Source organism: Cryobacterium sp. TMT2-18-2, assembly GCF_004402245.1.
Lineage (GTDB): Bacteria > Actinomycetota > Actinomycetes > Actinomycetales > Microbacteriaceae > Cryobacterium > Cryobacterium sandaracinum.
This window is the reverse complement of the sequence record NZ_SOFU01000021.1, coordinates 82,145-107,344: the sequence shown is the minus strand read 5'-3', so window position 1 is coordinate 107,344 and position 25,200 is coordinate 82,145. Positions and strand designations below refer to the sequence as shown.

Sequence of the window (25,200 nt, the reverse complement as noted above, 5' to 3'; positions counted from 1 at the left end):
CGAACGCCACACCTCGAAGGAGTTGCATGTCCCCGGTGGAAATCACCCCGGAGTTCAATCCACTGCGTTCACCGAACGACTACCGTCTGAATCGCATCGCCGGGCCCAGCAGCTTGGTGATCTTCGGCGTCACCGGTGACCTGTCGCGGAAGAAACTCATGCCGGCCGTCTATGACCTCGCCAACCGCGGCCTCCTCCCGCCGGGTTTCGCGCTCGTCGGATTCGCACGCCGCGACTGGACCAACGAGGACTTCATGAAAGTCGTGCACGACTCGGTCAAGGAGTACGCGCGCACCGAGTTCAACGAGGACGTCTGGACCCAGCTGGCCGAGGGCATCCGTTTCGTGCCGGGGTCGTTCGACGACGCCGCGTCGTTCCAACTGCTCAAGGACACCATCGCGCAACTCGATCGGGAGCGCGGGACGATGGGCAACCATGCGTTCTACCTGTCGATCCCGCCGAAGGCATTCCCGCAGGTCACGGAGCAGCTGCGCCGCTCCGGCCTGGCCGAGCAGACGGACGGGCAGTGGCGGCGGGTCGTAATCGAAAAGCCGTTCGGCAGTGACCTGCAGACGGCGCGCGAACTGAACGCCGTGGTCGAGTCGGTCTTCCCGCCCGACTCGGTCTTCCGCATCGACCATTACCTGGGCAAGGAGACGGTGCAGAACATTCTGGCCCTCCGCTTCGCGAACCAGTTGTACGAACCGATCTGGAACGCCAACTACGTCGACCACGTGCAGATCACCATGGCCGAGGACATCGGCGTAGGCGGTCGGGCCGGCTACTACGACGGCATCGGCGCAGCTCGGGACGTCATCCAGAACCACCTGCTGCAGCTTCTGGCGCTAACCGCCATGGAGGAACCCATCTCCTTCGACGCTGCCGACCTGCGCACGGAGAAAGAGAAGGTTCTCGCCTCCGTCCGGCTTCCCGACGACCTCGCCCGTGGCACGGCCCGCGGCCAGTATGCCGGCGGTTGGCAGGGCGGCGAGAAGGTCGTGGGGTTTCTGGACGAGGACGGGATGGACCCCGAATCCCGCACCGAAACGTATGCCGCGCTGCGGCTGACCATTGAGAACCGCCGGTGGTCGGGGGTGCCTTTCTACCTGCGTGCGGGCAAGCGCCTGGGCCGCCGGGTGACCGAGATCGCCGTGGTGTTCAAACGAGCCCCCCAGCACCTCTTCGGCAAGGGGAACTCCGCACCGTTGGGCGAGAATGCCCTGGTCATCCGGGTGCAGCCCGACGAAGGCGTCACCATCCGTTTCGGCTCCAAGGTGCCCGGCGCCGGCATGCAGGTGCGCGACGTGACGATGGACTTCGGCTACGGCCACGCCTTCACCGAGGCCAGCCCCGAGGCCTACGAGCGGCTCATCCTCGACGTGCTCCTGGGCGACCCACCGCTCTTTCCCCGGCACGAGGAGGTCGAGCTCTCGTGGAAGATTCTCGACCCGATCGAGGAGTTCTGGGCGAAGCAGGGCCAACCCGAGCAATACCGGCCGGGAACCTGGGGTCCGGTCTCGGCCGACGAACTGCTGTCCCGCGACGGCCGACACTGGAGACGCCCATGATCGTCGATCTGCCCAACACGACCACCTCCAAAATCTCCAAGGCCCTGGTGCGCATCCGCGAAGAAGGCGGCGCGGTGGCCCTCGGCCGCGTACTTACGCTCATCATCGCGTCCACCATGGGCCGCGAGGAAGAGGCCATCGAGGCCGCGAACGACGCGTCCAGAGAACACCCCATGCGCGTGATCGTGCTGTCGACGATGGACCAGGATGACACGGCCTCCCCACTCGCCCCCCGCGTCGACGCGGAAATCCGTGTCGGCGGGGACGCGGGCGCCAGCGAGGTCATCGTGCTGCGCGCCTTCGGTGAGGCCGCCAGCGACCCGGAAAGCCTGGTCACCGGCCTGCTCCTGCCCGACGCCCCCGTCGTGGCCTGGTGGCCCGGTGTGGCGCCCACTGTGCCAGCGGATTCGCCCCTCGGACGCATCGCCCAACGGCGTATCACGGATGCTTCCGCGCAGCCCGACCCGCAGGCCGCGCTTCATCACCTCTGCAGTTCATACCGTCCCGGCGACACGGACTTCGCCTGGACCCGCCTGACCCTCTGGCGCGCCCAGCTGGCGGCGGTCCTCGACCAGCCGCCCTACCTGCCCGTGACCGCCGTGCAGGTGGCCGGTGCCGCGGACTCGCCGTCCACGACCCTGCTCGCCGCCTGGCTCGCCCTGCAACTGCAGGTCTCGGTGGACTACGAGTTCACGACGGGACCGCTGTCCCACGGCATCCGGAGTGTGCACCTGACGCGCTCGGCCGGGCTCATCTCGCTCGAACGAGACGTGCCCGACGTCGCCAGACTCACCCAGCCCGGCCAACCCGTTCAGGACCTCACCCTCAAGCGCCGGAGCCTGCGGGACTGCCTCAGCGACGAGCTGCGCCGCCTCGACCCCGATGAGCTGTATGGTGAGGTCATCACGCGCGGCCTACCGCACCTTGACAATGTGGTCGCAGAACACAACGAAGGACGACCGTGACCAACGAACGACGCGTACTCGTGCACACCGATCGCGCGGCCCTGGCCGCCTCGGTGGCGGCCCGATTCATCACAACGACCGTGGATCTCCTGCACGAACAGGGAGAAGTAAACGTGGTCCTGGCCGGCGGCAGCGTCGCGATCGAGGTCTTGGAAGCTGTCAACGCCTCCGCGGCCCGCGACACCATCGACTGGGGCCTGGTCACGTTCTGGTGGGGTGACGAGCGCTGGGTACCCAAGGAGCACTCCGACCGCAACGAGCGCCAGGCGCGCACCGCCCTACTCGACCACATCCAGATCCCGGAAGCGAACATCCACCCCTTCGCCGCCTCGGACGAGGGAGTCGACCTCGACACCGCAGTCGAGAGCTACGCCGCGCTGCTCGAGTCCGCCTCGATCGAGGGAACCGACCTGCCGCGCTTCGACATCACCTTCCTCGGCGTGGGGCCGGACGGCCACGTCGCCTCCCTGTTCCCGCACCAGGCCGGCATCCGCGAACACAGCAAGAGCGTGCTCGCCGTGCGCAACTCTCCCAAGCCCCCCGCGGAGCGGCTCAGCCTCAGCCGACCGGCCCTCAACTCCTCACGATGCGTGTGGATGGTGCTGGCCGGGCCGGACAAGGCATCGGCGCTCGGTCTCGCCCTGGCCGGCGCCAGCCGCGACGAGGTGCCCGTGGCGGGCATCAAGGGCCGCCGGTACACGAACTTCTTCGTCGACCGGGAGGCCGCTGCGGAGGTTCCCGAGAACCTCACCGCGTCGACGTTCTAGAACAGTCACCCGCTCGGGCAGACCCGCACACTGAGAAAGGCCCCGACCGGAGTCGGGGCCTTTCTCAGTGCACGACGGGCGCGCGGGTCCAAACGTCAGTTCGTTGCGGACAGCTTGCCCCGGCGCACGCGCAACTGCTGCAACGCTTCTTCGAGAAGCGACTCTGCCTCTTCCTCGGTGCGGCGTTCCTTCACATAGGCCAGGTGTGTCTTGTACGGTTCGAGCTTGACCACCGACGGTGGGTTCTCTTTGTCGCGCCCGGCCGGGAGCCCCGACGACGGGCAGTCGATGGTCACCGGGATCTCCTCATCGGGGAGGTTCGCCGCGAAGTAACGCACGGTCTCGTTGCCGAGGGCGTCCCAGTAGGACACCCTGATGCGGTCCGCGTGAAATCCGCGGTCCTGCTCGCCCATGGGGCCGGCACCGACCCGGGATCCTCTGATTGCGCTGCCACCAGATGCCATTATGTTCCTCCGCTTGAAAAGGGCGTTGTAGCCGATTGACCGGTTGAGCTAGAGCTCGTCGACTCTGTGAAACGGGAGGCTAAAGCCCCGTGTCGAACTTGGTGATGAGTCCCAGGATTACGATGCAGGTAATCCAGAGCAACCCCAGGATGACGGTGATGCGGTTGAGGTTGCGTTCCGCCACACCGGACGCACCGAGGTTGGAGGTGACACCTCCGCCGAACATGTCGGACAGACCGCCACCACGCCCCTTGTGTAGCAAAATGAGCATGGTCAACAGGAGACTCGTAATTCCGAGCAACACCTGCAGCACAACCTGGAGAATCTCCACGCGAAACCTTTCACAGTGCGATGAGCCTAAAAAAACCCATCAAGATCAGTGATAATCATAGCCTGACTCACGAACCAGCCCACCGACCCCCTGTTGGGGGCCGGTGGGCTGGTTCGAGGCCTGCTGCCGAGTTGAGACAGCAGATGTGGTGCAGTTGTCTTGCTACAGACCGACGTGCTGCTGGAACCGGACGATGCTCGAGAATTCGTCGATATCCAGGCTGGCGCCGCCAACCAGGGCGCCGTCCACGTTCGGCTCGCGCATGAAGCCCGCGATATTCGAACCCTTCACGGAACCGCCGTACAGGATGCGGGTCTTGTCGGCCACATCCTGGCCCAGCGTCTCCGTGAGCACGAGACGCAGTTGCGCCGCCACCTGCTCGGCCTGCTCCGGCGTTGCCGCCTTACCGGAACCGATCGCCCAGACGGGCTCGTAGGCGACGACGAGGTCGGCCGCGTTAGTCACGCCGGCCAGGGCCGCGCGCAGCTGGGCGACCGGTACGGCGCTCGGGCCGTGCAGTTCCAGGTCCGCGGCAGACTCGCCGACGCAGATGATCGGAACCAGGTTGTGCTTGAGCGCTGCCGTGACCTTCGCCGCGACGATCTCGTCAGTCTCGGCGTGCAGTGTGCGGCGCTCGGAGTGACCGATCAACACATACTTGCACTCAAGCTGCGCGAGGAACGAGCCGGAGATTTCACCGGTGTACGCGCCCGAATCCTGGGCCGACAGGTCCTGCCCGCCGAAGGCGATCGGGAGCTTGTCAGCGGAGACGAGCGTCTGCACGGAGCGGAGGTCGGTAAACGGTGGGAACACCGCGACCTCGACCGCTGCGACATCATGCTTCGCATCCTTGAGATTCCAGGCGAGCTTCTGGACGAACGCGATGGCCTGGAGGTGGTCCAGGTTCATCTTCCAGTTGCCGGCAATCAGCGGAGTGCGCCGTGGGTGTTCGTTTACTGCCATCCGAGGACCTCCAGTCCTGGCAGGCGCTTACCTTCGAGGAACTCGAGGCTCGCGCCGCCGCCGGTAGAAATGTGACCGAACTGGTCATCGGTGAAACCGAGAATGCGCACGGCCGCGGCCGAATCTCCACCACCGACGACACTCAGGCCGTCGACCTCGGTCAGCGCGCCGGCCACCGCACGGGTGCCCTCCGCGAATGGCGCCAACTCGAACACGCCCATCGGACCGTTCCAGAAGACCGTCTTCGACGACCGGATGATGTCGGCGAACACCGCACCGGTTGCCGGTCCGATGTCCAGGCCGAGACCGGAGGCGCCGAACGTGGTGCTCTCGATCGCGTCGGCCGGGGTGACCGCTACCTCGGCGTCTGCCCCGAATTTGGAGGCGACGACGATATCCGTCGGCAGCACGATCCGCACGCCCAGGCGCTCCGCTTCCTGAAGGTAACCGCGAACGGTTTCAATCTGGTCGACCTCCAGCAGGCTTGCACCCACCGTGTGTCCCTGAGCAGCGAGGAACGTGTACGCCATGCCGCCGCCGATGAGTAGCGAGTTGACGCGGGGCAGCAGGTGCCCGATGACGCCGAGCTTGTCGGACACCTTCGAGCCACCCAGAACGACCGCGTACGGCGCTTCGGGCTTCTCGGTGAGGCGATCCAGGACTTCGAGCTCAGCGGCGATCAGAAGGCCGGCCGCGCTGGGAAGGATCCCGGCGAGGTCGTACACACTGGCCTGCTTGCGGTGCACGACGCCAAAGCCGTCCGAGACGAGCACATCGCCCAGAGCGGAGAGCTCCGTGGCGAAGGCGCCGCGCTCGGCGTCATCCTTGGCGGTCTCCCCCGCGTTGAAGCGGAGGTTCTCGAGAACAACCACCTCACCGTCGGTGAGGGCGGCAACGGCAGCCTGAGCCGACGCGCCGACCGTGTCCGTGGCGAATGCCACGTCCGCGCCCAGGAGCTCGCCGAGACGATCGGCAACGGGAGCCAGGCTGTATTTGGTTTCCGGTGCGCCCTTCGGGCGACCGAGGTGCGACACGATCACAACTCGCGCGCCTTGCTCGATGAGGGCCTTGATGGTGGGCAAGGATGCCCGGACGCGCCCATCGTCGGTGATCTGACCGTCTTGCAACGGCACATTCAGGTCACAACGGACGATGACGCGCTTTCCGCCGAGCTGCCCCAGTGAATCAATAGTACGCAGCGTCACTGCGGACCCCGTTAGAGGCTCTTGGCGACGAGCGCGGTGAGGTCAACCATGCGGTTGGAGTAGCCCCATTCGTTGTCGTACCATGCGGACAGTTTGACCTGGTCGCCGATGACGCGAAGCAGGCCGGCGTCGAAGATCGAGGAGTGCGGGTCGGTGACGATGTCACTGGAGACGATCTCGTCTTCCGTGTACATGAGGATGCCCTTGAGGGGACCCTCAGCGGCAGCCTTGTACGCGGCCTTGATGGCCTCGACGGTGACGGGACGCTCGGCAACGACGGTGAGGTCGGTGATGGAGCCGGTGGGAACCGGAACGCGCAGCGCGAAGCCGTCCAGCTTGCCCTTGAGCTCGGGCAGAACCAGGCCGAGGGCCTTGGCGGCACCGGTCGAGGTCGGAATGATGTTCAGAGCGGCCGCGCGGGCACGACGCAGGTCAGAGTGCGGGCCGTCCTGCAGGTTCTGGTCGGCCGTGTACGCGTGGATCGTGGTCATCAGACCGTGCTTGATGCCGAAGTTGTCGTTGAACACCTTCGCGAGGGGCGCGAGGCAGTTCGTGGTGCACGACGCGTTGGAGATGATGTCGAACTTGGCCGGGTCGTAGTCCGCCTCATTGACGCCCATGACAATGGTTGCCGCATCGCCGGAGGCCGGAGCGGAAACGATGACCTTCTTGGCACCGGCGGTGATGTGCTTGCGCGCATCCTCGGCCTTCGTGAAGCGTCCGGTGGATTCGATCACGATGTCGACGCCCAGGGCTGCCCAGGGCAGGTTGGCGGGGTCGCGCTCGGCAAGGACCTTAATCGGCTTGCCGTTGACGAGGATGGTGTCTCCATCGACCTCGACGGTGGCGGGAAGGCGACCGGTGATGGAGTCATATTTAAGAAGGTGAGCCAGCGTCTTCGCCTCGGTGAGGTCGTTCACGGCGACGATCTCGATGTCGCTGCCCTGGGCCAGGACGGCGCGAAGATAATTACGGCCAATGCGGCCAAATCCGTTAATACCAATCTTTACAGACACGAATGTCTCCTATTCTTGTGCGCCGAAGCGCGTTGTGGTGGGTGAATCGGACGGGCTGCGGGCCCCCGTAGGGGCCGACTCCTCTCAGGAGAGGAGCAGCAGTCCGGTGGTCTTTTCGCGTGCGATGGTAAAGCGCTCCTGGACGTTGGCCCAGTTGACGATGTTCCAGAACGCCTTCACATAGTCCGCACGGACGTTGCGGTAGTCGAGGTAGTACGCGTGCTCCCAGACGTCGAGCATCAGCACCGGAATCGTGCCGGCCGCAAAGTTGGCCTGCTGGTCGAAGAACTGCTGAATGATCAGGCGCTGGCCGATCGAGTCCCAGGCGAGCACCGCCCAGCCGGAGCCCTGTACGCCAAGGGCCACGGCCGCGAAGTGGGCCTGGAACTTGTCGAAGGAACCGAAGTTGTCCTCGATCGCGCTAGCCAGGTCACCGGTAGGCTTGTCTCCGCCATCGGGCGACAGGTTGGTCCAGAAGATCGAGTGGTTGACGTGGCCGCCGAGGTTGAACGCGAGGTCCTTCTCGAGCTTGTTCACGTTGGTGAGGTTGCCGCTGTCGCGAGCCTCGGCCAGCTGGGCCAGGGCGGTGTTGGCCCCGGTGACGTAGGCCTGGTGGTGCTTGCCGTGATGAAGTTCCATGATGGTGCCGCTGATGCTCGGCGCAAGGGCCGAGTAGTCGTAGGCCAGAGCCGGAAGTGTGTATTCAGCCAAGGTGCATCTCCTCTGTAGTTGTCGGCGCGAAACGCTCCGCCACCCGTTCGTGAGCAACCATTCCAGTCTACTCAGGATGCGCTGTGGCTGTGACGAACGTGGATGAACGCTGAACGCCGGGCAGATCAGACGTCATCGAGGTCGGCCGGGAGGTTCGAGTCCGTGCCCGGGATGCCCAGGTCGGCGGCCTTCTTGTCGGCCATGGCCAGCAGGCGACGGATGCGGCCGGCGACGGCATCCTTCGTCATGGGCGGATCCGCGTGGTGACCGAGCTCGTCGAGGCTGGAGTCGCGGAAGGCGAGGCGCAGCTCACCCGCATAGCGGAGGTGCTCCGGGATCTCCTCGTCAAGGATTTCCATGGCGCGCTGCACGCGCGCGCACGCGGCCACCGCGGCCTGAGCGGAGCGGCGCAGGTTCGCGTCGTCGAAGTTGACCAGTCGGTTCGCAGTCGCGCGCACCTCGCGACGCTGGCGGAGGGCCTCCCAGTTGAGCACGGTCTCCTGCGCCCCCATCTGCACGAGCATGGCGCCGATGGCGTCGCCGTCACGGATGACGACACGGTGCACGCCCCGAACCTCACGCGCCTTGGCGACGACTCCGAGGCGTCCGGCGGCTCCCACAAGGGCCATGGCAGATTCATTCCCGGGGCAGGTGACCTCCAGCGCCGCCGAACGACCCGGGTCGGTCAGAGAGCCGTGGGCGAGGAAGGCTCCACGCCAAACGGCGGCGATCTCTTCCTTCGAGCCCGTGGTGAGCCGGTTCGGCAGACCGCGAATCGGGCGCCGTCTCGCGTCGAGCAGCCCGGTCTGGCGCGCGAGGGTCTCGCCGCCGTCAAGCACTCGCACCAGGTAGTGGCTGGCGCGCCGCAGGCCGGCGGCGGGGATCACGGTCACGTCGCTGCGCACACCGTAGAGCTCGGCGAGGTCTTTGCGCACCCTCCTGGCAAGGAGGGGGGTGTCGAGCTCCGACTCGATGGCGATCCGGCCGGAAATCATGTGCAGTCCGCCGGAGAATCGGAGAATGGTGGCCAGTTCCGCTGCACGCACCGTGGTCTTTGAAATTTCGACGCGAGCAAGCTCGTCTTTGACGTCGGCGGTGAGTGCCAATCGCTTGTCCATTCTGTCGTCCTGGCCTGAAGTGGGGCCGAGTTGTAGTCGTTCTGGCCGGAGTGGGCGTCTGCTGGATGCAGTCGCCCGTGGCCGGGTTATTCCCGTCCGAGGTCGCGATTCTTGACGCTGACCGCGACACCGGGGAAGTCCTTGACCAGGGCCGCTATTTCCGCGGCCATGGCGACCGAGCGGTGCTTGCCGCCCGTGCACCCGACCGCGATGGTCGCGTGGCGTTTGTTCTCCCGCTGGTACCCCGCGAGGACCGGTTCCAGGGCCGCCGCGTAGTGCGAGATGAACTCCCGCGCCCCGGTCTGGGCGAGAACAAAATCCCGCACCTCGGAGTCTTGGCCGTTGTGGCTGCGCAGCTCGGGAACCCAGAACGGGTTGGGAAGGAAACGCACATCGGCGACCATGTCGACGTCGGTGGGAAGGCCGTATTTGAAGCCGAAACTCATCAGCGTGACGTGCACCCCGGCGGCATCCTCGGCGGCGAAGCGGTCCGAGATCGACGTGGCCAACTGGTGGATGTTGAGATCTGAGGTGTCGATGACGAGGTCGCAGGACTCGCGCACGGCGCTGAGCTTGACGCGCTCGGCCGCGATGCCGTCAAGAATCGTGCCGTCGCCCTGCAGCGGATGCGGTCGTCGCACGGATTCGAACCGTCTCACGAGCACGTCGTCGCGGGCTTCGAGGAAAATGACCCGCACTTGGGACGTCTTCCGCAGCGAGTGCACGATTTCCTGGAAATCGGTGAAGAAGTCCCGGCCGCGGATATCGACCACGGAGGCGATCTTGGGCAGGCTGGTGCCGGCCCGGCCGACGAGTTCGGCCAGTGGGCGCAGCATCTGCGGCGGAAGGTTGTCGACGACGTACCAGCCCAGGTCTTCCAGCGCGTTGGCCACGGTGGAGCGGCCTGCGCCGGACATCCCCGTCACGATAAGCATTTCCTGCCTGTCGTTCTCCGTTGTCATTCTGGACTGCGCCTTCGATCGGGTGGAACCTTAGTGTCCAGCCTACCGATCAGCCGGACCGTTCAGGCGCGCAAGTGGCGATGAATCGCCTCGGCCAGCACCGGACCGATGCCGCGAACGTCGGCAATCGCCTCCGCCGGCGCCTCCTTGAGCCGGGTGACGGAGCCGAAATGCTGCAGGAGCACCTTGACTCTGGCCGGGCCGAGACCGGGGACCTCGCCCAGCACCGACGTGATATCCCGCTTTCTTCTCGAGCGCTGGTGCATGATCGCGAACCGGTGTGCCTCGTCGCGGATGCGCTGGATCAGGAACAGGGCGTCGCTGTTGCGCGGCAGGATCACCGGGTAGTCGGAGTCCGGCAACCAGATTTCCTCGAGCCGCTTCGCGATTCCGCACAGCTGGATACCGGTGACGCCGGATTCGCGCAGCGCCCGCGCCGCCGCGGCCACCTGAGGCTGGCCGCCGTCGACGATGAGCAGGTTCGGCTGGTATCGGAACTTCTTGCGCTTCACCGTGGCATCGGCCTCGCCCTCCGGCGCCGCTTCCTCGTCGGGGATCAGGTAGGCCAGGCGGCGGGTAAGCGTGCGGTAGATGGAGTCCGTGTCATCCGTGGACTCGGGGATGCTGAACCGGCGGTACTCGTCGGTTCGCGGCAACCCGTCTTCGAACACCACCATGGAGGCGACGATGTTGGTGCCGCTCAGGTGCGAGACGTCGTAGCATTCCATCCTGAGCGGCGCGGAGGGCATCTCCAGCGCCTCCTGGATGTCTTCGAGGGCCTTGGACCGGGCGACGAAGTCGGAGCTCCGCCGGGTCTTGTAGAGCATCAAGGCATGCTTGGCGTTCTGGGTCGCCGTGGCGAGTAGGGCGGCCTTCTCGCCCCGCTGGGCAGCGACAAGCCGGACCTTGCGTTTGCCGACGCCGGCCAGCCAGGTTTCCAGCGCCGCGGCGTCGTCGGGCAACTCCGGCACAACGATCTCCCGCGGAGGCACGGCTCCGGAGCCGTAGGCCGTCAGCATGATCGAGTCGATCAGGTCGCTCGTCGTGAGGTCGAGTTCCTTGTCGACCATCCAGCCGCGCACACCGCGGATGCGGCCGCCCCGCACGATGAACAGCTGCACCGCCGCGGCGAGTTCATCCTGGTCGATGGCGAACAGGTCGATGTCGACGCTGTCGCGAAGCACGACGGCGCTCTTCTCCAGAACGGCGTTCAGCGCCCGCACCTGGTCGCGCCGTTTGGCGGCGACCTCGTAGTTCTGGCCCACCGCGGCATCCTTCATCTCCGCGGTCAGCTGGTTGATCAGCTTGCGATCCTGGCTGCCCATGAAGCTGACGAACTCATTCACGATCACCCGGTGCTCCTCGATGGAGACCAGGCCGGAGCAGGGGCCGAAACACCGCCCGATCTGCCCGCCGAAGCAGGGCTTGCCGGACTGAATGGCACGTTTGTAGTTGGCGTTGTTGCAGGTGCGGATGGGAAAGGCCTTGAGCATCAGCTCGATTGTCTCGTGCACGGCCCAGACCTTCGGGTACGGTCCGAAGTACCGGGCGCCGCGGATGCCGGTGGTGCGGGTGACGAGAGCCCGCGGCGCCTCGTCGGCGAGGGTCACCGCGAGGTACGGGTAGGACTTGTCGTCCTTGAACCGCACGTTGAAGGGCGGATCGAACTCGTTGATCCAGGTCCACTCCAGCTGAAGGGCCTCGACCTCGGTGCCGACGACCGTCCACTCAACCGAACTGGCCGTGGTGACCATGCGCCGGGTGCGCTCATGCAGGCTGCTCAGCGGGGCGAAGTAGTTCGCGAGCCGCGCCCGCAGGTTCTTGGCCTTGCCGACATAGAGTACCCGCCCGGTCTCGTCACGAAATCGGTACACCCCGGGACTCGTGGGGATCTCGCCCGTCTTGGGACGGTAGCTCAGCGCATCGGACATGATGGTTCCTGAGGCGGTCAGTGTGCCGCCAGGATCTCCTTCAGGAACATGCCCGTGTGGCTCTTCTTCACGGTGGCGACGTGCTCCGGGGTTCCGGTGGCAAGCACGCGGCCCCCGCCGGAACCGCCCTCGGGACCGAGGTCGATCACCCAGTCGGCGGACTTTATCACGTCGAGGTTGTGCTCGATCACGATCACGGTGTTGCCCTTGTCGACCAGGCTGTTCAGCACGAGCAGCAGTTTGCGCACGTCTTCGAAGTGCAGGCCGGTCGTGGGCTCGTCGAGCACGTACACGCTGCGGCCATTGGACCGGCGCTGCAGCTCGGTGGCCAGTTTGACGCGCTGGGCCTCGCCGCCGGACAGCGTCGTGGCGCTCTGGCCGAGTCGCACGTAGCCGAGGCCGACCTCGACGAGGGTGTTCAGGAACCGGTGGATGGACGAGATCGCCTCGAAGAAATCGGCGGCCTCGCTGATCGGCATGTCCAGCACCTCGGCGATGCTTTTGCCCTTGTAGTGCACGGTCAGGGTGTCGCGGTTGTAGCGCGCTCCCCCGCAGACCTCGCAGGCAACGTAGACGTCGGGCAGGAAGTTCATCTCGATTTTGATCGTGCCGTCGCCGGAGCAGGCTTCGCAGCGGCCGCCCTTGACGTTGAAGCTGAACCGACCGGGCAGGTAGCCGCGCGCCTTAGCCTCGATCGTCTCGGAGAAAAGGGTGCGGATCTTGTCGAAGACGCCGGTGTAGGTGGCAGGGTTGGAGCGCGGCGTGCGCCCGATCGGGGCCTGGTCGACGTGGATGACCTTGTCGAGCTGCTCGAGCCCGGTGACGCGGGTGTGCCGGCCGGGGAGTTTGCGGGCGCCGTTGAGCCGGTTGGCCAGTACCCGGTACAGGATGTCGTTGACGAGAGACGACTTGCCCGATCCGCTGACGCCGGTCACGGCCGTGAACGTGCCGAGCGGGAAACTGACCGACACCTTCTTGAGATTGTTGGCCTCCGCGCCGATAACCGAGATTTCGCGCGCCGGGTCGATTTCGCGCCGAGTGGCCGGGGTCGGGATGGACCTGCGGCCGGCCAGGTAGTCCCCGGTCAGCGACTCCGTGTTGGTGAGCAGGTCGGCGTAGGAGCCGGAGTGCACGACATGGCCGCCGTTGACGCCGGCGCCCGGGCCGATGTCGACGACCCAGTCGGCCGTCTTGATGGTGTCTTCGTCGTGCTCGACCACGATCAGGGTGTTCCCGAGGTCGCGCAGGGTAACCAGGGTCTCGATCAGTCGCCGGTTGTCGCGCTGGTGCAGGCCGATGCTCGGTTCGTCGAGCACATACAGTACCCCGGTCAGGCCGGACCCGATCTGGGTGGCCAGACGGATGCGCTGCGCCTCGCCGCCGGACAGGGTCGCCGCGGCCCGGGCCAGGTTGAGGTAGTTCAGGCCGACGCGGATCAGGAAGTCCAGGCGCGCCTTGATCTCTCGCAGCACCTGCGCGGCGATGACGGCCTCCCGGTCGGTCAGCTCGAGCTTGTTCATGAAATCGCGGGCGTCGGTGAGACTGAGGGTGCAGACATCCGCGATGCTGGCCCCGTGCACGAGCACGGCGAGGACCTCGGGCTTGAGCCGGGTTCCGGAGCAGACGGGGCAGTCCACTTCGCGCAGGTATTCTCCCCAGCGGGCGCGCTGGGTGTCGGACTCCGCCTGCAGGTACTGACGTTCAATGTAGGGCACGACGCCCTCGAAACCGGAGGTGTAGCTCATCTCCCGGCCGTAGCGGTTTTTCCACTTCACCTTGACCTCGAAGTTGTCGCCGCGCAGAACGGCGTCCTGCACCTCGGCGGGCAGTTCGCCCCACGGGGTGTCGAGGGAGAAGTCCAGGTCGCGGGCGAGCCCGTCGAGGAGCTTCTCGTAGTACTGGAATAGTCCCTTGCCCTGCGTGGTCCAGGGCAGCACGACGCCGTCCGCGATGCTGAGCTCGGGGTCGCCGAGCAGCAGGTCTGCGTCGACCGACATGCGCGTGCCGAGCCCGGAGCACTCAGGGCAGGAGCCGAAGGGCGCGTTGAAGGAGAACGTGCGCGGCTCGATCTCGGTGAGCTGCACGGGGTGGTTGTTGGGACAGGAGAGCTTCTCCGAGTAGCTTTGCCAGGCCTCGTCGCCCTCCCGGTCGACGTAGTTGATCTGCACGATGCCGTCGGTCAGCTTGAGCGCCGTCTCAAGGGAGTCGGTGAGCCGGCTCAGCAGGTCGGGGCCGGCGACCAGACGGTCGATGACCACGGAGATGTCGTGCTTGAGCTGCTTCTTCAGAACGGGCGGCTCGTTGAGCTGGATCGGGGTGCCGTCGACGATGGCGCGGGAATAGCCGCCGGCTGCCAGTTCCTTGAACAGGTCGACGAACTCGCCCTTTTTCTGGGATACGACCGGGCTGAGCACTTGGTAGCGGACGCCCTCATCGAGTCCCATCAGCTGGTCGGCGATCTGCTGCACGGTCTGTGCCTGGATGACTTCGCCGCAGACGGCGCAGTGCGGCACACCGATGCGCGCCCAGAGCAGCCGCATGTAGTCGTAGACCTCGGTGATGGTGCCCACGGTCGACCGCGGGTTGCGGTTGGTCGACCTCTGGTCGATGGAGACGGCAGGGCTCAGGCCCTCGATGAAGTCGACGTCGGGTCGGTCGACCTGGCCCAGAAACTGCCTCGCGTACGCGGACAGCGATTCTACGTAGCGCCGCTGGCCCTCCGCGAAGATGGTGTCGAACGCGAGCGACGATTTGCCCGAGCCGGACAGTCCCGTGAAGACGACGAGTGAATCGCGCGGGATCTCGAGGTCCACGTTGTGCAGGTTGTGCACACGGGCGCCACGAACGTTGAGTTTTGATCCGGTCTCTACCTTGGAAATTGACACCATCTGATTCTATGCAGCGCCACGCGCCCAAGCCTGCGAATCAGCACGCCCTAAGCGAACAAATGTTCGAAGTTTACCCAGCCGCGTCCGATCATCCGATCAGATGTGGCCGGCCTTCTCCATCTGGCGCAGCTCCCGCTTCAGCTCGGACACCTCATCGCGGAGCCGGGCCGCGAGCTCGAACTTGAGCTCCCCTGCCGCCTCGAGCATCTGGCCGTTGAGGTCGGCGATAATCGACTCGAGGTCGTTCGCGCCGTTCGCGGCCAGTCCCTGGCGGCGCGGAGTCGCCGCGACGCCCTTGCGGCGGGTGTCGCGGCCGGCCAGGAGCTCGGCGGTGTCCGCCTCTTCCCGGGCGAGAACCTCGGTGATGTCAGCGATTCGTTTGCGCAGCGGGGTGGGATCGATGCCGTGAAGGGTGTTGTAGGCCACCTGCTTCTCGCGGCGGCGGTCGGTCTCGTCGATCGCGCGCTCCATCGAGGCCGTGAGCCGGTCGGCGTACATATGCACCTCGCCGGAGACGTTGCGGGCCGCGCGGCCGATGGTCTGGATCAGCGAGGTCGCCGAACGGAGAAAGCCCTCCTTGTCGGCGTCGAGGATGGCGACGAGCGACACCTCGGGCAGGTCAAGCCCCTCGCGGAGCAGGTTGATGCCCACGAGTACGTCGTAAACGCCGGCCCGCAACTCAGTGAGGAGTTCGACGCGACGCAGCGTGTCGACATCCGAGTGCAGGTAGCGCACCCGCACGCCGGCCTCGGTGAGGAAGTCAGTGAGTTCCTCGGCCATCTTCTTGGTGAGCGTGGTGACCAGGACGCGTTCGTTGCGGTCGACGCGCTTGTGGATCTCCTCGAGAAGGTCGTCGATCTGGCCCTTACTGGGCTTGACGATGATCTGCGGGTCGATCAGCCCGGTGGGACGGATGATCTGTTCAACGATGCCGTCGGCGATGCCCAACTCGTATTTGCCGGGGGTGGCGGAGAGGTAGACGGTCTGGCCGACGCGCCCCTTGAACTCTCCGAATTTGAGCGGTCGGTTGTCGAGGGCGCTCGGGAGCCGGAAGCCGTGGTCGACGAGTGTGCGCTTGCGCGAGGAATCGCCCTCATACATGGCGCCGATCTGCGGCACCGTGACGTGGGACTCGTCGATGACCATCAGGAAGTCGTCGGGAAAATAGTCGAGCAGGCAATGCGGCGCCTCACCCGGTTGACGCTGGTCGATGTGCCGGGAATAGTTCTCGATGCCGGAGCAGAAACCGATCTGCTCCATCATCTCCAGGTCAAACTGCGTGCGCATGCGCAGGCGCTGGGCCTCGAGCAGTTTGCCCTCGCGCTCCAGCTGCTCAAGCCGTTCGACGAGCTCCTCCTGAATGGTGCCGATGGCGCGCTGCATCACGTCCGTGCTGGCCACGTAGTGCGAGCCGGGGAAGACGGCGACGGAGTCGAGCTTCCTCACAATGTCGCCGGTGAGCGGATGCAGGCTGTAGAGCGCCTCGATCTCGTCTCCGAACATCTCGATGCGGATGGCGAGTTCTTCGTACATCGGGATGATCTCGATGGTGTCGCCGCGCACCCGAAAGTGGCCGCGGGAGAAGTCGATGTCGTTGCGCTGGTACTGCATGGCAACGAACTTCCGGATCAGCCAGTCCCGGTTGACCTGTTGACCGACCTGTAGAGCGACCATGGCCTCGAGGTAGCCTTCTGGCGTGCCGAGGCCGTAAATGCAGGAGACCGTGGAGACCACGATGACGTCGCGCCGGCTGAGCAGGGAGTTCGTGGTGGAGTGCCGTAGGCGCTCGACCTCCGCGTTGATCGAGGAGTCCTTCTCGATGAAGGTGTCGGTCTGGGGCACATAGGCCTCGGGCTGGTAGTAGTCGTAATATGACACGAAGTACTCGACGGCATTGTTGGGCATCAGCTCACGGAATTCGTTCACGAGCTGCGCGGCGAGGGTCTTGTTATGGGCGAGCACCAGGGTCGGCCGCTGCACCTGTTCGATCAGCCAGGCCGTGGTCGCCGATTTGCCCGTACCGGTGGCGCCGAGCAGCACGATGTCGGTCTCTCCGGCGTTGATGCGGCCGGCCAGCTCGGCGATCGCTGTGGGTTGGTCGCCGCTCGGCGTGTACTCGCTCACCACCTCGAACGGATTTACAGAGCGCGTGGGTTCCATGCTCGTCAGTCTACGGAGCGCCTCTGACAATGCGCTGCTGGCCTTGACCCCGCACCTGGTCCCACAGCACGTCGACCTGCTCCAGGGTCTGCTCAAGAGTGCCGCCCGTGTCGATGACGACGTCGGCGATCCTGTGACGGTCGGCGTCACTCGCCTGGGCGCGGATCCGGCGCTCCGCTTCGCCGGCATCCATCGCCCGCAGCTCCACCATGCGGCGCACCCGGGTCGGCTCGTCGGCCTGGGTGACGACCACGAGGTCGAAAGGATGGTCGACGCGGGCCTCCACCAGCAGGGGCACGTCGTACACGACGATCGCGTCGCGGTCGGCATCTTCCGCCTCGCGGATCAGTGCGTTCGAGCGCGCACGCACCTCGGGGTGCACGATCGCGTTGAGGCGGTCCAATGCCTCCGGATCGCGGAACACGACTGCGCCGAGCGCCATCCGGTTCAGGCTGCCGTCGGGCAGCAGCATCCCGTCACCGAAAGCATCCGCGATCTTGGCCAACCCCGGGGTGGCGGGCGCGACCACGACCCGCGCGAGTTGGTCGGCGTCGATGTGCACGGCCCCGTGCTGCACGAGCCGCCGCGCGACGGTGCTTTTTCCGGATGCGATCCCGCCGGTCAGTCCAATCAAGTACACACGTGCCATGCTAACGGCCCTCGATGGGCGAACCGGCATCCGCCGGCGAAGCGAAAAAAGGCCGCACCCCGGAGGGTGCGGCCTTCAGTCAGCTCGTTGCTAGTTGGAGCTGGAGAGCTTCTCGCGCAGTGCTGCGAGGGCCTCGTCGTCCGCGAGCGTGCCGGCGCCGGCCGTCTCGCTCGAGAAGGTGTTGCCTGCGGCGGACGGGACATCGCCGACGGCGGTGATCTCGTCGTTCGCGGAGGCAACCTGCTTTTTGTGGGCTTCCCAACGAGCCTGGGCTGCAGCGTAGTCCTGCTCCCACTTCTCGCGCTGGGTTTCGAAGCCTTCGCGCCACTCGTTGGTCTCCGGGTCGAAGCCTTCGGGGTACTTGTAGTTGCCCTGGTCGTCGTACTCGGTGAGCATTCCGTAGAGCGCCGGGTCGAACTCGGTGCCCTCGGGGTCGACACCGTCGTTGGCCTGCTTGAGGCTCAGCGAGATGCGGCGACGCTCGAGGTCGATGTCGATGACCTTGACGAAGACCTCGTCGCCGACCGACACGACCTGCTCGGCGAGCTCGACGTGCTTGCCGGAGAGCTCGGAGATGTGAACGAGTCCCTCGATGCCCTCGGCAACGCGAACGAACGCGCCGAACGGAACGAGCTTGGTGACCTTACCCGGTGCAACCTGGCCGATGGCGTGGGTGCGAGCAAAGACCTGCCACGGGTCTTCCTGCGTGGCCTTGAGGGAAAGCGACACGCGCTCGCGCTCGAGGTCGACCTCGAGGATCTCGACGGTGACTTCCTGGCCAACCTCGACGACCTCGCTGGCGTGTTCGATGTGCTTCCAGCTGAGCTCGGAGACGTGAACCAGACCGTCAACGCCACCCAGGTCGACGAACGCACCGAAGTTGACGATCGACGAGACAACGCCCTTGCGGACCTGTCCCTTCTGAAGGTTGTTGAGGAACGTGGTGCGGCTCTCGGACTGGGTCTGCTCGAGCAGCGCACGACGGGACAGCACGACGTTGTTGCGGTTCTTGTCGAGTTCGAGGATCTTGGCCTCGATCTCCTGGCCCAGGTACGGGGTCAGGTCGCGAACACGTCGCAACTCGATGAGCGAGGCCGGGAGGAACCCGCGGAGTCCGATGTCCACGATGAGGCCACCCTTGACAACCTCGATGACCGAACCGGTGACAACGCCATCCGACTCCTTGATCTTCTCAACGTCGCCCCATGCACGCTCGTACTGAGCGCGCTTCTTGGATAGGATGAGACGGCCTTCTTTGTCTTCCTTCTGAAGAACGAGGGCCTCAACCAGGTCGCCGACCTTGACGACCTCAGAGGGGTCGACGTCGTGCTTGATGGAAAGTTCGCGGGAGGGAATGACGCCCTCGGTCTTGTAACCCACGTCGAGGAGAACCTCGTCGCGGTCGATCTTCACCACGGTGCCCTCGATGAGGTCTCCGTCGTTGAAGAATTTCAGAGTCTTTTCGACCGCGGCAAGAAAGTCTTCAGCAGATCCAATGTCGTTGATGGCGACCTGCTTGGGTGCCCGTTCGGTCGTTGCGTTTGTCATGTAGTAGTTGCTCCAGGATGGACATAGTTCGGGCCACACACGGGAAAAAACTCGTTCTCGTGCACCATGTATGGCGGTGGACAGTTCGTCACAAACGTGACAGCTAAGCTTAGCTGTTTGCGGGAGAGGCCGGCAACTTGCCCGTCCCCCCACCGAAACTACCCCGATCGACCCCGATCGACCCCGAACGTTAGCCGAGCATCGCCGCCTGGAGGGTGTCCAGGCCGACCCCGCCGAGATCGAGGGCCTTGCGGTGAAACTCCTTGATCGAGAAGGCGTCGCCCTCGCGCTCCCTGTACCTGTCCCGCAGCTGCTCCCAAATGCGCTGGCCGACCTTGTAGGACGGGGCCTGCCCCGGCCAGCCGAGGTACCGGTTCACCTCGAACTTGACGAAGCTCGCGTTCATGTTCACGTTCCGACCCAGGAACTCCAGGGCGTAGTCGGCGGTCCAGGGGCCCGAACCGTCGGGCAGCTGCTTCTCGAGGTGCACGCCGATGTCGAGGACGACGCGGGCGGCGCGCATCCGCTGCCCGTCCAGCATTCCGAGACGGTCGGCCGGGTCGTCGAGGTAGCCCAGCTGCTCCATCAGACGTTCCGCGTAGAGCGCCCAGCCCTCGGCGTGACCCGAGGTGCCGGCCAGCTGGCGGCGCCAGGTGTTCAGCTTGGCCCGGTTGTAGACGGCCTGGCCGATCTGCAGATGGTGGCCGGGCACGCCCTCGTGGTAGACGGTGGTCAATTCGCGCCAGGTGTCGAATTCGGTGATCCCGGCCGGCACCGACCACCACATCCGGCCCGGGCGGGAGAAATCGTCCGTAGGCCCGGTGTAGTAGATGCCGCCTTCCTGGGTGGGGGCGATCAGGCACTCGAGGCGTTTGATCTCGTCAGGGATGTCGAACTGGGTCTCGGAAAGCTCGGCGACGGCTCGGTCGCTGGTCTCCTGCATCCATTTCTGCAAGGCGTCGGTTCCGTGCAGCTTGCGGCTGGGTTCGGTGTCGAGGAACGCAATGGCCTCGTGCACGCTCGCGCCCGGCTTGATCAGGTCGGCGATGCTCTCCTGCTCGGCGACCATCCGAGCCAGCTCCTCCACGCCCCACTCATAGGTTTCGTCGAGGTCGATGGTCGCGCCGAGGAAACGGCGGGACTGCAGGAGGTAGAGGTCGCGACCGATGGCGTCGCGGGTGGGGGCCCTGCCCTCGAGCTCGGTGCCGAGGAAATCCGCCAGCGTTCCGTAGGCCGCGGCCGCGGCGCGCGCCCGGGTGTCGAGATCCTTGGCCAGCGAGGCCGGGAGGGATCCCGTGCCATGGCCGGCGTTGGCGGCGAACTCGGCGAAGAAGCCGTCCTTCGCCGCGTGGCGCCGCGCCTGCAGGATGACTTCCTGCACCTGACGCCGGGCAGGCATACTGCCGCGCTCGATGCCGAGACGCAGGGTCTGGATGTAGCCGTCGATGGCCCCGGGCAGGGCGCGCAGGCGGGCGGAAACGGTGTCCCAGTCGCCGACGGTGGCGGTGGGCATCAGGTCGAAGACCTCCCGGATGCCCTGGGCCGGCGACGCGATCACGTTCAGGTCGCGCAGCGGCAGTCCGGCTTCGGCGCTCTCGACGTCGAGGGCGAGCGAGCTGCGCAGGTCGGTGCGGGTGACGACGTCGACGTCGTCGACGGCCGTGGCCGCGTCGAGGCGGGTGATGAAGGATCGGGCCGCGTCGACCCTGCGGTCCAGGCCGTCCGGGGAGTAGTCGCCGAAGCGGCCGTCAACCTCGGTGCGGCCGATGTACGTGCCCACGGTCGGGTCGATGTCGACGAGGGTGTCCACCCAGTCCTCGGCGATCCGGTCGATCGCCGTGGGGGTGCGCTGCTTGTCGGATGTCATGACCCGAGCCTAGAACACGCGCTCGACCGTGGGCGGAGCGCCGGACCTCGCATTCGGGCGGCTGGCAGTCGCTGCCTAGTGGGCGGCGGCATCCCAGTTGTCGCCTCGGCCGACCTGCACGTCAAGCGGCACCAACAGGTCCGCTGCGGTCTCCATCCGGTGCGTCACGATCTGGCGGAGCGCATCCCACTCCCCCGGGGCGACCTCAAAGATCAGTTCGTCGTGTACCTGAAGCAGCATGCGCGACTCCAAATTGCGGTCGACCAGGTCCACGGCGATCCCGTTCATCGCGATCTTCATGATGTCGGCGGCCGACCCCTGGATCGGTGCGTTGAGGGCCGCGCGCTCCGCGTTCTCGCGCACGACCCGGTTGGCGCTGTGCAGCTCGGGGAACGGGCGGCGGCGGCCGAATATGGTGGCCGTGTAGCCATCCATTTTGGCCTGCTCGACGACATTGCGCAGGTAGTCCCGCACCGCGCCGAACCGGGCGAAGTAGTCTGTGATGAGCTGCTTGGCCTCCTTCGTCTCGATGCGCAGCTGCCGGGACAGCCCGAAGGCGCTCAGCCCGTAGGCCAGGCCGTAGGACATGGCCTTGACCTTGGAGCGCATCTCGTTCGTGACGTCTTCCGGCGCCACGCCGAACACGCTGGCGCCGACGAACCGGTGCAGGTCCTCGCCGGCGTTGAAGGCCTCGATCAGTCCCGCGTCGCCGGACAGGTGCGCCATGATGCGCATCTCGATCTGCGAGTAGTCGGCGGTGAGTAGGCATTCGGCCCCGTTGGCCGCGTGGAATGCGGCCCGGATGCGGCGGCCCTCTTCGGTGCGCACCGGGATGTTCTGCAGGTTGGGGTCGGTGGAGGAGATCCGACCGGTGGCCGTGCCGATCTGCACGTACGTGGTGTGGATACGGCCCGTCTCGTCGATGGCCTTGTCCAGGGTCTCCACGATCTGGCGCAGCTTGGTGGCGTCGCGGTGCTGCAACAGCATGTCAAGGAACGGATGTGGGTTGCTGGTCTGCAGGTCAGCCAGAGCCCCGGCATCCGTGGAGAACCCGGTCTTGTTCGCCCGGGTCTTAGGCATGCCGAGTTGATCGAACAGTACCTCCTGCAACTGCTTGGGTGAACCGAGGTTCACCTCGCGGCCGATCTCGGCGTAGGCGCCGGCGGCCAACCCGGCGGCGCGCTCGCCCAGCTGGCCGGACAGTGCCGACAACTGGTCATGGGAGACGGCCACGCCGGCCAGTTCCATGTCGGAGAGGGCCAGCAGGGTGGGCATCTCGATGGTGGTGAGCACTTCGCGGGACCCGTCGTCGAGCAGTGCGTCGATGGCCGCGGCCACCCGGAACGTGTACCAGGACTCCACCGGCACGCCCCCGGCCTCGTTCTCGGCCGGGATCAGCTGGTTGGGGTCGGTCAGCGGCACGGTTTCGCCCAGGTATCGCAAGACGAGGGTGGCGAGGGTTTTGTCCGGTACCCCGGGGCGCAGTAGCCAGCCCGCGATCAGGCTGTCGAACACCAGCCCCGAAAAGTCCAGGTTGCTGCGGCGGAGCGCCTTGATCTGGCTCTTGGCGTCGTGCATGATCTTGGGCGAGTCGCTGGCCAGCCAGGCCTCGAATGCGAGGTAGTCCGCGCGTCCGGGCTGCCAGGGCAGGTTGACCGACTCGGTCGGTCCGGACACTCCGAAGCCAATGGCCTTGCCCTCGTGTACTTCTACGGAGAGAGCGAGGCCCTGCGGGGAGGCGACCGCGGCCCGGGCGATCCACGCGGCCAGCTCCTCGTCGAGCAGGTCCTGGGCGGCGGGGGCCTGAGGCGCGGCGACCAGCACTTCCTCCGGCACGACCACGGCGACGCCTTCGGTCGCGCCGGCGCCCTCAAGCTTGATCACGCGGTCAAGCAGGGTGCGGAACTCGAGCCGGCCGAACACGGCGCGCACGGCCGGTTCGTCGATGGGGCACCGCACGAGGTCGGGGAGCTCCACCGGGAGGTCGAGGTCGGTGACGAGGTGGTTGAGCCGCCGATTGCGGATCGCGTTCTCTTTCTGCTCGCGCAGGTTGTTGCCGACGACGCCCTTGATCTCCTCGGCGTGATCCAGGATGCCGGCGAGGCTGCCGTAGAGGCCGAGCCACTTCACGGCGGTCTTCTCCCCCACCTTGGAGATCCCGATCAGGTTGTCGCTGGTCTCGCCGACCAGGGCCGCGACATCCGGGTATTGTGCCGGCTCGATGCCGTATTTCTCGCGCACCCGGGCCGGGTCGTAGCGGGTGAGCGCCGAGACGCCCTGGCTGGCCGGGTAGAGCAGGGTGACGTTTTCGTTGACGAGTTGGATCGTGTCCCGGTCCCCCGAGACCACCAGGACATGGAAGCCTTCCTGGTTGCCGCGCACGGACAGGGTGGCGAGGATGTCGTCGGCCTCGAAGTCTTCCTTGGTCAGCGTCGTGATGTTCATCGCGGCCAGGGCCTCCTGCAGCAACGGCACCTGCCCGATGAATTCGCTCGGCGTGCTGGCCCGCGTGCCCTTGTAGTCGGCGTATTCGCGAGTGCGAAAGGAGAACCGCGAGATGTCGAACGCCACGGCGATGTGCGTGGGCTTCTCGTTGCGCAGCAGACTGAGCAGCATGGACAGGAACCCGTGGATGGCGTTGGTGTGCTGCCCGTCGTGGGTCTGGAAACTGTCCACGGGGAGGGCGTGGAACGCCCGGTAGGCGAGGGAATGGCCGTCGATGATCATCAGGGTAGGCTTTTCGGAATCTGACACAGAGACAGCCTACAAGCGTCATCCGGCGCGGGCAGGTGCAGCGACCGAAGGTGACTATGATCCAGCAGACCACGGACGCCCTCGAGTGGGTCCAGCAGCGCGGAGCCGGCTCCCTGGCCGAAAAGATGGGCATCGAGTTCGTGGAGTTCACGATTGAGCGGGCCGTAGCACGGATGCCGGTCGAGGGCAACACGCAGCCCGCGATGCTCCTGCACGGCGGGGCCTACGTGGTCCTCGGCGAGTCGCTGGGCTCGATGGCCGCCAATCTGCATGCCGGTCCCGGCCGCCTGGCGGTGGGGATCGAGATCAATGCCACGCATACCCGGTCGGCGACGTCGGGCTTCGTCACGGGCGTCTGCACGCCGGTGCACCTGGGTCGTACGCTCACGACGCACGAGATCGCGGTCACGGATGATCAGGGTCGTCGCTGCTCGACGATCCGGATCACCAATCTGATCAAGGAACTGCCGAACCGGCCCGAGGCGTAAGACCCCAGCGCGAAAAACGGCCGGGCATCAACCCCGACGGGTGATCTGCCCGGCCGCCGACGGTTATTTTTTGGCGCTGAGTTGCTCGATGATCGCCTGGGCGACGTCGTGCATGGTGAGCCGGCGGTCCATGGACGCTTTCTGGATCCAACGGAACGCCTCCGGCTCGGTGAGGCCCATCTTCTCGTTGAGCAGGCCCTTGGCGCGGTCGACGAGTTTGCGGGTCTCGAAGCGCTCGACGAGGTCGGCCACCTCGGCTTCGAGGGTGATGATCTGGCTGTAGCGCGAGAGGGCGATCTCGATCGCGGGCAGCAGGTCGTTCGGGGTGAACGGCTTGACCACGTAGGCCAGCGCGCCGGCTTCCGTGGCGCGCTCGACGAGTTCTTTCTGGCTGAACGCGGTCAGCAGAACGACGGGGGCGATGTGCGCCTTGGTGATGCGCTCGGCCGCGGAAATTCCGTCGAGGTGTGGCATCTTCACGTCCATGATGACCAGGTCGGGCCGCAGCTCGGTGGCCAGGGCGACAGCGGTTTCTCCGTCGCCGGCTTCACCGACCACCTCGAATCCGGCGTCACGAAGGATTTCGACGATGTCGAGGCGGATGAGGGACTCATCCTCGGCAACGACAACGCGGCGAGGAGGTACTGGGGTGGAGTCTTGGTCGGTCACGGGGGAAAGCCTACGGTATTCTGATGCAGGTGTTGTGAGCCGGTGTGGCGGAATGGCAGACGCGGAGCACTCAAAATGCTTTGTTCGCAAGGACGTGTGGGTTCGAGTCCCACCACCGGTACCAACACCCCCAGGCAGAAATTCCCGCCGCGACGGGCCGCTTCGGCTCTGCCGGG

General features: G+C 65.9%; 20 protein-coding genes and 1 tRNA gene. 5 read left to right on the top strand and 16 right to left on the bottom strand.

All coding sequences use genetic code 11. The features are described 5' to 3' along the window. Positions 1-26: 26 nt before the first annotated feature. The 3 genes from zwf to pgl are packed head-to-tail and all read left to right on the top strand — an operon-like array spanning position 27 to position 3,300. Positions 27-1,568, top strand: a complete 1,542-nt coding sequence (zwf, locus tag E3O22_RS07025) for a glucose-6-phosphate dehydrogenase (protein WP_134396079.1) — start codon at positions 27-29, stop codon at positions 1,566-1,568. Then, positions 1,565-2,533 (top strand): glucose-6-phosphate dehydrogenase assembly protein OpcA, encoded by a 969-nt coding sequence (locus E3O22_RS07020; RefSeq protein ID WP_134396080.1) that lies wholly within the window; start codon positions 1,565-1,567, stop codon positions 2,531-2,533. Before zwf ends, E3O22_RS07020 begins: the two co-directional genes overlap by 4 nt. Beyond that, the gene (gene pgl, locus E3O22_RS07015) at positions 2,530-3,300 is read left to right on the top strand and encodes a 6-phosphogluconolactonase (RefSeq protein WP_134396081.1); all 771 of its coding nucleotides are present in this window, start codon (positions 2,530-2,532) and stop codon (positions 3,298-3,300) included. Before E3O22_RS07020 ends, pgl begins: the two co-directional genes overlap by 4 nt. A gap of 95 nt (positions 3,301-3,395) precedes the next feature. Here the strand turns inward: pgl and E3O22_RS07010 are convergent, their stop codons facing one another. From E3O22_RS07010 to polA, 15 genes are all read right to left on the bottom strand, one after another. Then, on the bottom strand, positions 3,396-3,764 hold the full coding sequence (locus E3O22_RS07010; protein ID WP_134396082.1) for an RNA polymerase-binding protein RbpA: 369 nt from the start codon (positions 3,762-3,764) through the stop codon (positions 3,396-3,398). Positions 3,765-3,843: 79 nt separating this feature from the next. Beyond that, complete coding sequence (secG, locus tag E3O22_RS07005) at positions 3,844-4,095, bottom strand: preprotein translocase subunit SecG (RefSeq protein ID WP_104170978.1); 252 nt, start codon at positions 4,093-4,095, stop codon at positions 3,844-3,846. A 162-nt stretch (positions 4,096-4,257) separates the two neighbouring features. After that, positions 4,258-5,058, bottom strand: coding sequence for a triose-phosphate isomerase (tpiA, locus tag E3O22_RS07000; protein ID WP_134396083.1), 801 nt, complete (start codon positions 5,056-5,058; stop codon positions 4,258-4,260). Beyond that, positions 5,049-6,263 (bottom strand): phosphoglycerate kinase, encoded by a 1,215-nt coding sequence (gene pgk / locus E3O22_RS06995; protein WP_134396084.1) that lies wholly within the window; start codon positions 6,261-6,263, stop codon positions 5,049-5,051. The genes tpiA and pgk overlap by 10 nt, the downstream gene beginning before the upstream one ends. Before the next feature lie 11 nt (positions 6,264-6,274). Then, positions 6,275-7,279 carry a type I glyceraldehyde-3-phosphate dehydrogenase gene (gene gap / locus E3O22_RS06990; RefSeq protein WP_134396085.1) on the bottom strand — a complete coding sequence of 335 codons (1,005 nt, stop codon included), beginning with the start codon at positions 7,277-7,279 and terminating at the stop codon, positions 6,275-6,277. 84 nt (positions 7,280-7,363) lie between these two features. Beyond that, on the bottom strand, positions 7,364-7,990 hold the full coding sequence (locus E3O22_RS06985; RefSeq protein WP_134396086.1) for a superoxide dismutase: 627 nt from the start codon (positions 7,988-7,990) through the stop codon (positions 7,364-7,366). 125 nt (positions 7,991-8,115) lie between these two features. Beyond that, positions 8,116-9,096: a DNA-binding protein WhiA gene (gene whiA / locus E3O22_RS06980; protein WP_134396160.1), complete on the bottom strand. Its 981-nt coding sequence runs from the start codon at positions 9,094-9,096 to the stop codon at positions 8,116-8,118. Between the two features lie 98 nt (positions 9,097-9,194). After that, the gene (rapZ, locus tag E3O22_RS06975) at positions 9,195-10,070 is read right to left on the bottom strand and encodes an RNase adapter RapZ (RefSeq protein WP_134396087.1); all 876 of its coding nucleotides are present in this window, start codon (positions 10,068-10,070) and stop codon (positions 9,195-9,197) included. A gap of 62 nt (positions 10,071-10,132) precedes the next feature. Then, positions 10,133-12,001, bottom strand: a complete 1,869-nt coding sequence (uvrC, locus tag E3O22_RS06970) for an excinuclease ABC subunit UvrC (RefSeq protein WP_134396088.1) — start codon at positions 11,999-12,001, stop codon at positions 10,133-10,135. A gap of 17 nt (positions 12,002-12,018) precedes the next feature. Continuing rightward, positions 12,019-14,886, bottom strand: coding sequence for an excinuclease ABC subunit UvrA (gene uvrA / locus E3O22_RS06965; RefSeq protein ID WP_241973243.1), 2,868 nt, complete (start codon positions 14,884-14,886; stop codon positions 12,019-12,021). Between the two features lie 99 nt (positions 14,887-14,985). Then, positions 14,986-17,049 carry an excinuclease ABC subunit UvrB gene (gene uvrB, locus E3O22_RS06960; protein ID WP_134396090.1) on the bottom strand — a complete coding sequence of 688 codons (2,064 nt, stop codon included), beginning with the start codon at positions 17,047-17,049 and terminating at the stop codon, positions 14,986-14,988. A 10-nt stretch (positions 17,050-17,059) separates the two neighbouring features. Then, positions 17,060-17,689, bottom strand: coding sequence for a dephospho-CoA kinase (gene coaE / locus E3O22_RS06955; protein ID WP_134396091.1), 630 nt, complete (start codon positions 17,687-17,689; stop codon positions 17,060-17,062). A gap of 99 nt (positions 17,690-17,788) precedes the next feature. After that, positions 17,789-19,246 carry a 30S ribosomal protein S1 gene (rpsA, locus tag E3O22_RS06950; protein ID WP_134396092.1) on the bottom strand — a complete coding sequence of 486 codons (1,458 nt, stop codon included), beginning with the start codon at positions 19,244-19,246 and terminating at the stop codon, positions 17,789-17,791. Positions 19,247-19,436: 190 nt separating this feature from the next. Continuing rightward, positions 19,437-21,113 (bottom strand): DUF885 domain-containing protein, encoded by a 1,677-nt coding sequence (locus E3O22_RS06945; RefSeq protein WP_134396093.1) that lies wholly within the window; start codon positions 21,111-21,113, stop codon positions 19,437-19,439. Positions 21,114-21,188: 75 nt separating this feature from the next. Continuing rightward, complete coding sequence (gene polA, locus E3O22_RS06940; protein ID WP_134396094.1) at positions 21,189-23,867, bottom strand: DNA polymerase I; 2,679 nt, start codon at positions 23,865-23,867, stop codon at positions 21,189-21,191. A gap of 56 nt (positions 23,868-23,923) precedes the next feature. Here polA and E3O22_RS06935 point away from each other — a divergent pair, with 56 nt between their 5' ends. Beyond that, entirely contained in the window at positions 23,924-24,355 is a 432-nt protein-coding gene (locus E3O22_RS06935; protein ID WP_134396095.1) for a hotdog fold thioesterase, read from the top strand. Positions 24,356-24,418: 63 nt separating this feature from the next. Here E3O22_RS06935 and E3O22_RS06930 read toward each other — a convergent pair whose 3' ends face one another. Further along, positions 24,419-25,024, bottom strand: coding sequence for an ANTAR domain-containing response regulator (locus E3O22_RS06930; protein WP_104100541.1), 606 nt, complete (start codon positions 25,022-25,024; stop codon positions 24,419-24,421). A 38-nt stretch (positions 25,025-25,062) separates the two neighbouring features. Here E3O22_RS06930 and E3O22_RS06925 point away from each other — a divergent pair. Continuing rightward, positions 25,063-25,148: transfer RNA gene (locus tag E3O22_RS06925), tRNA-Leu, on the top strand. Positions 25,149-25,200: the final 52 nt, after the last annotated feature.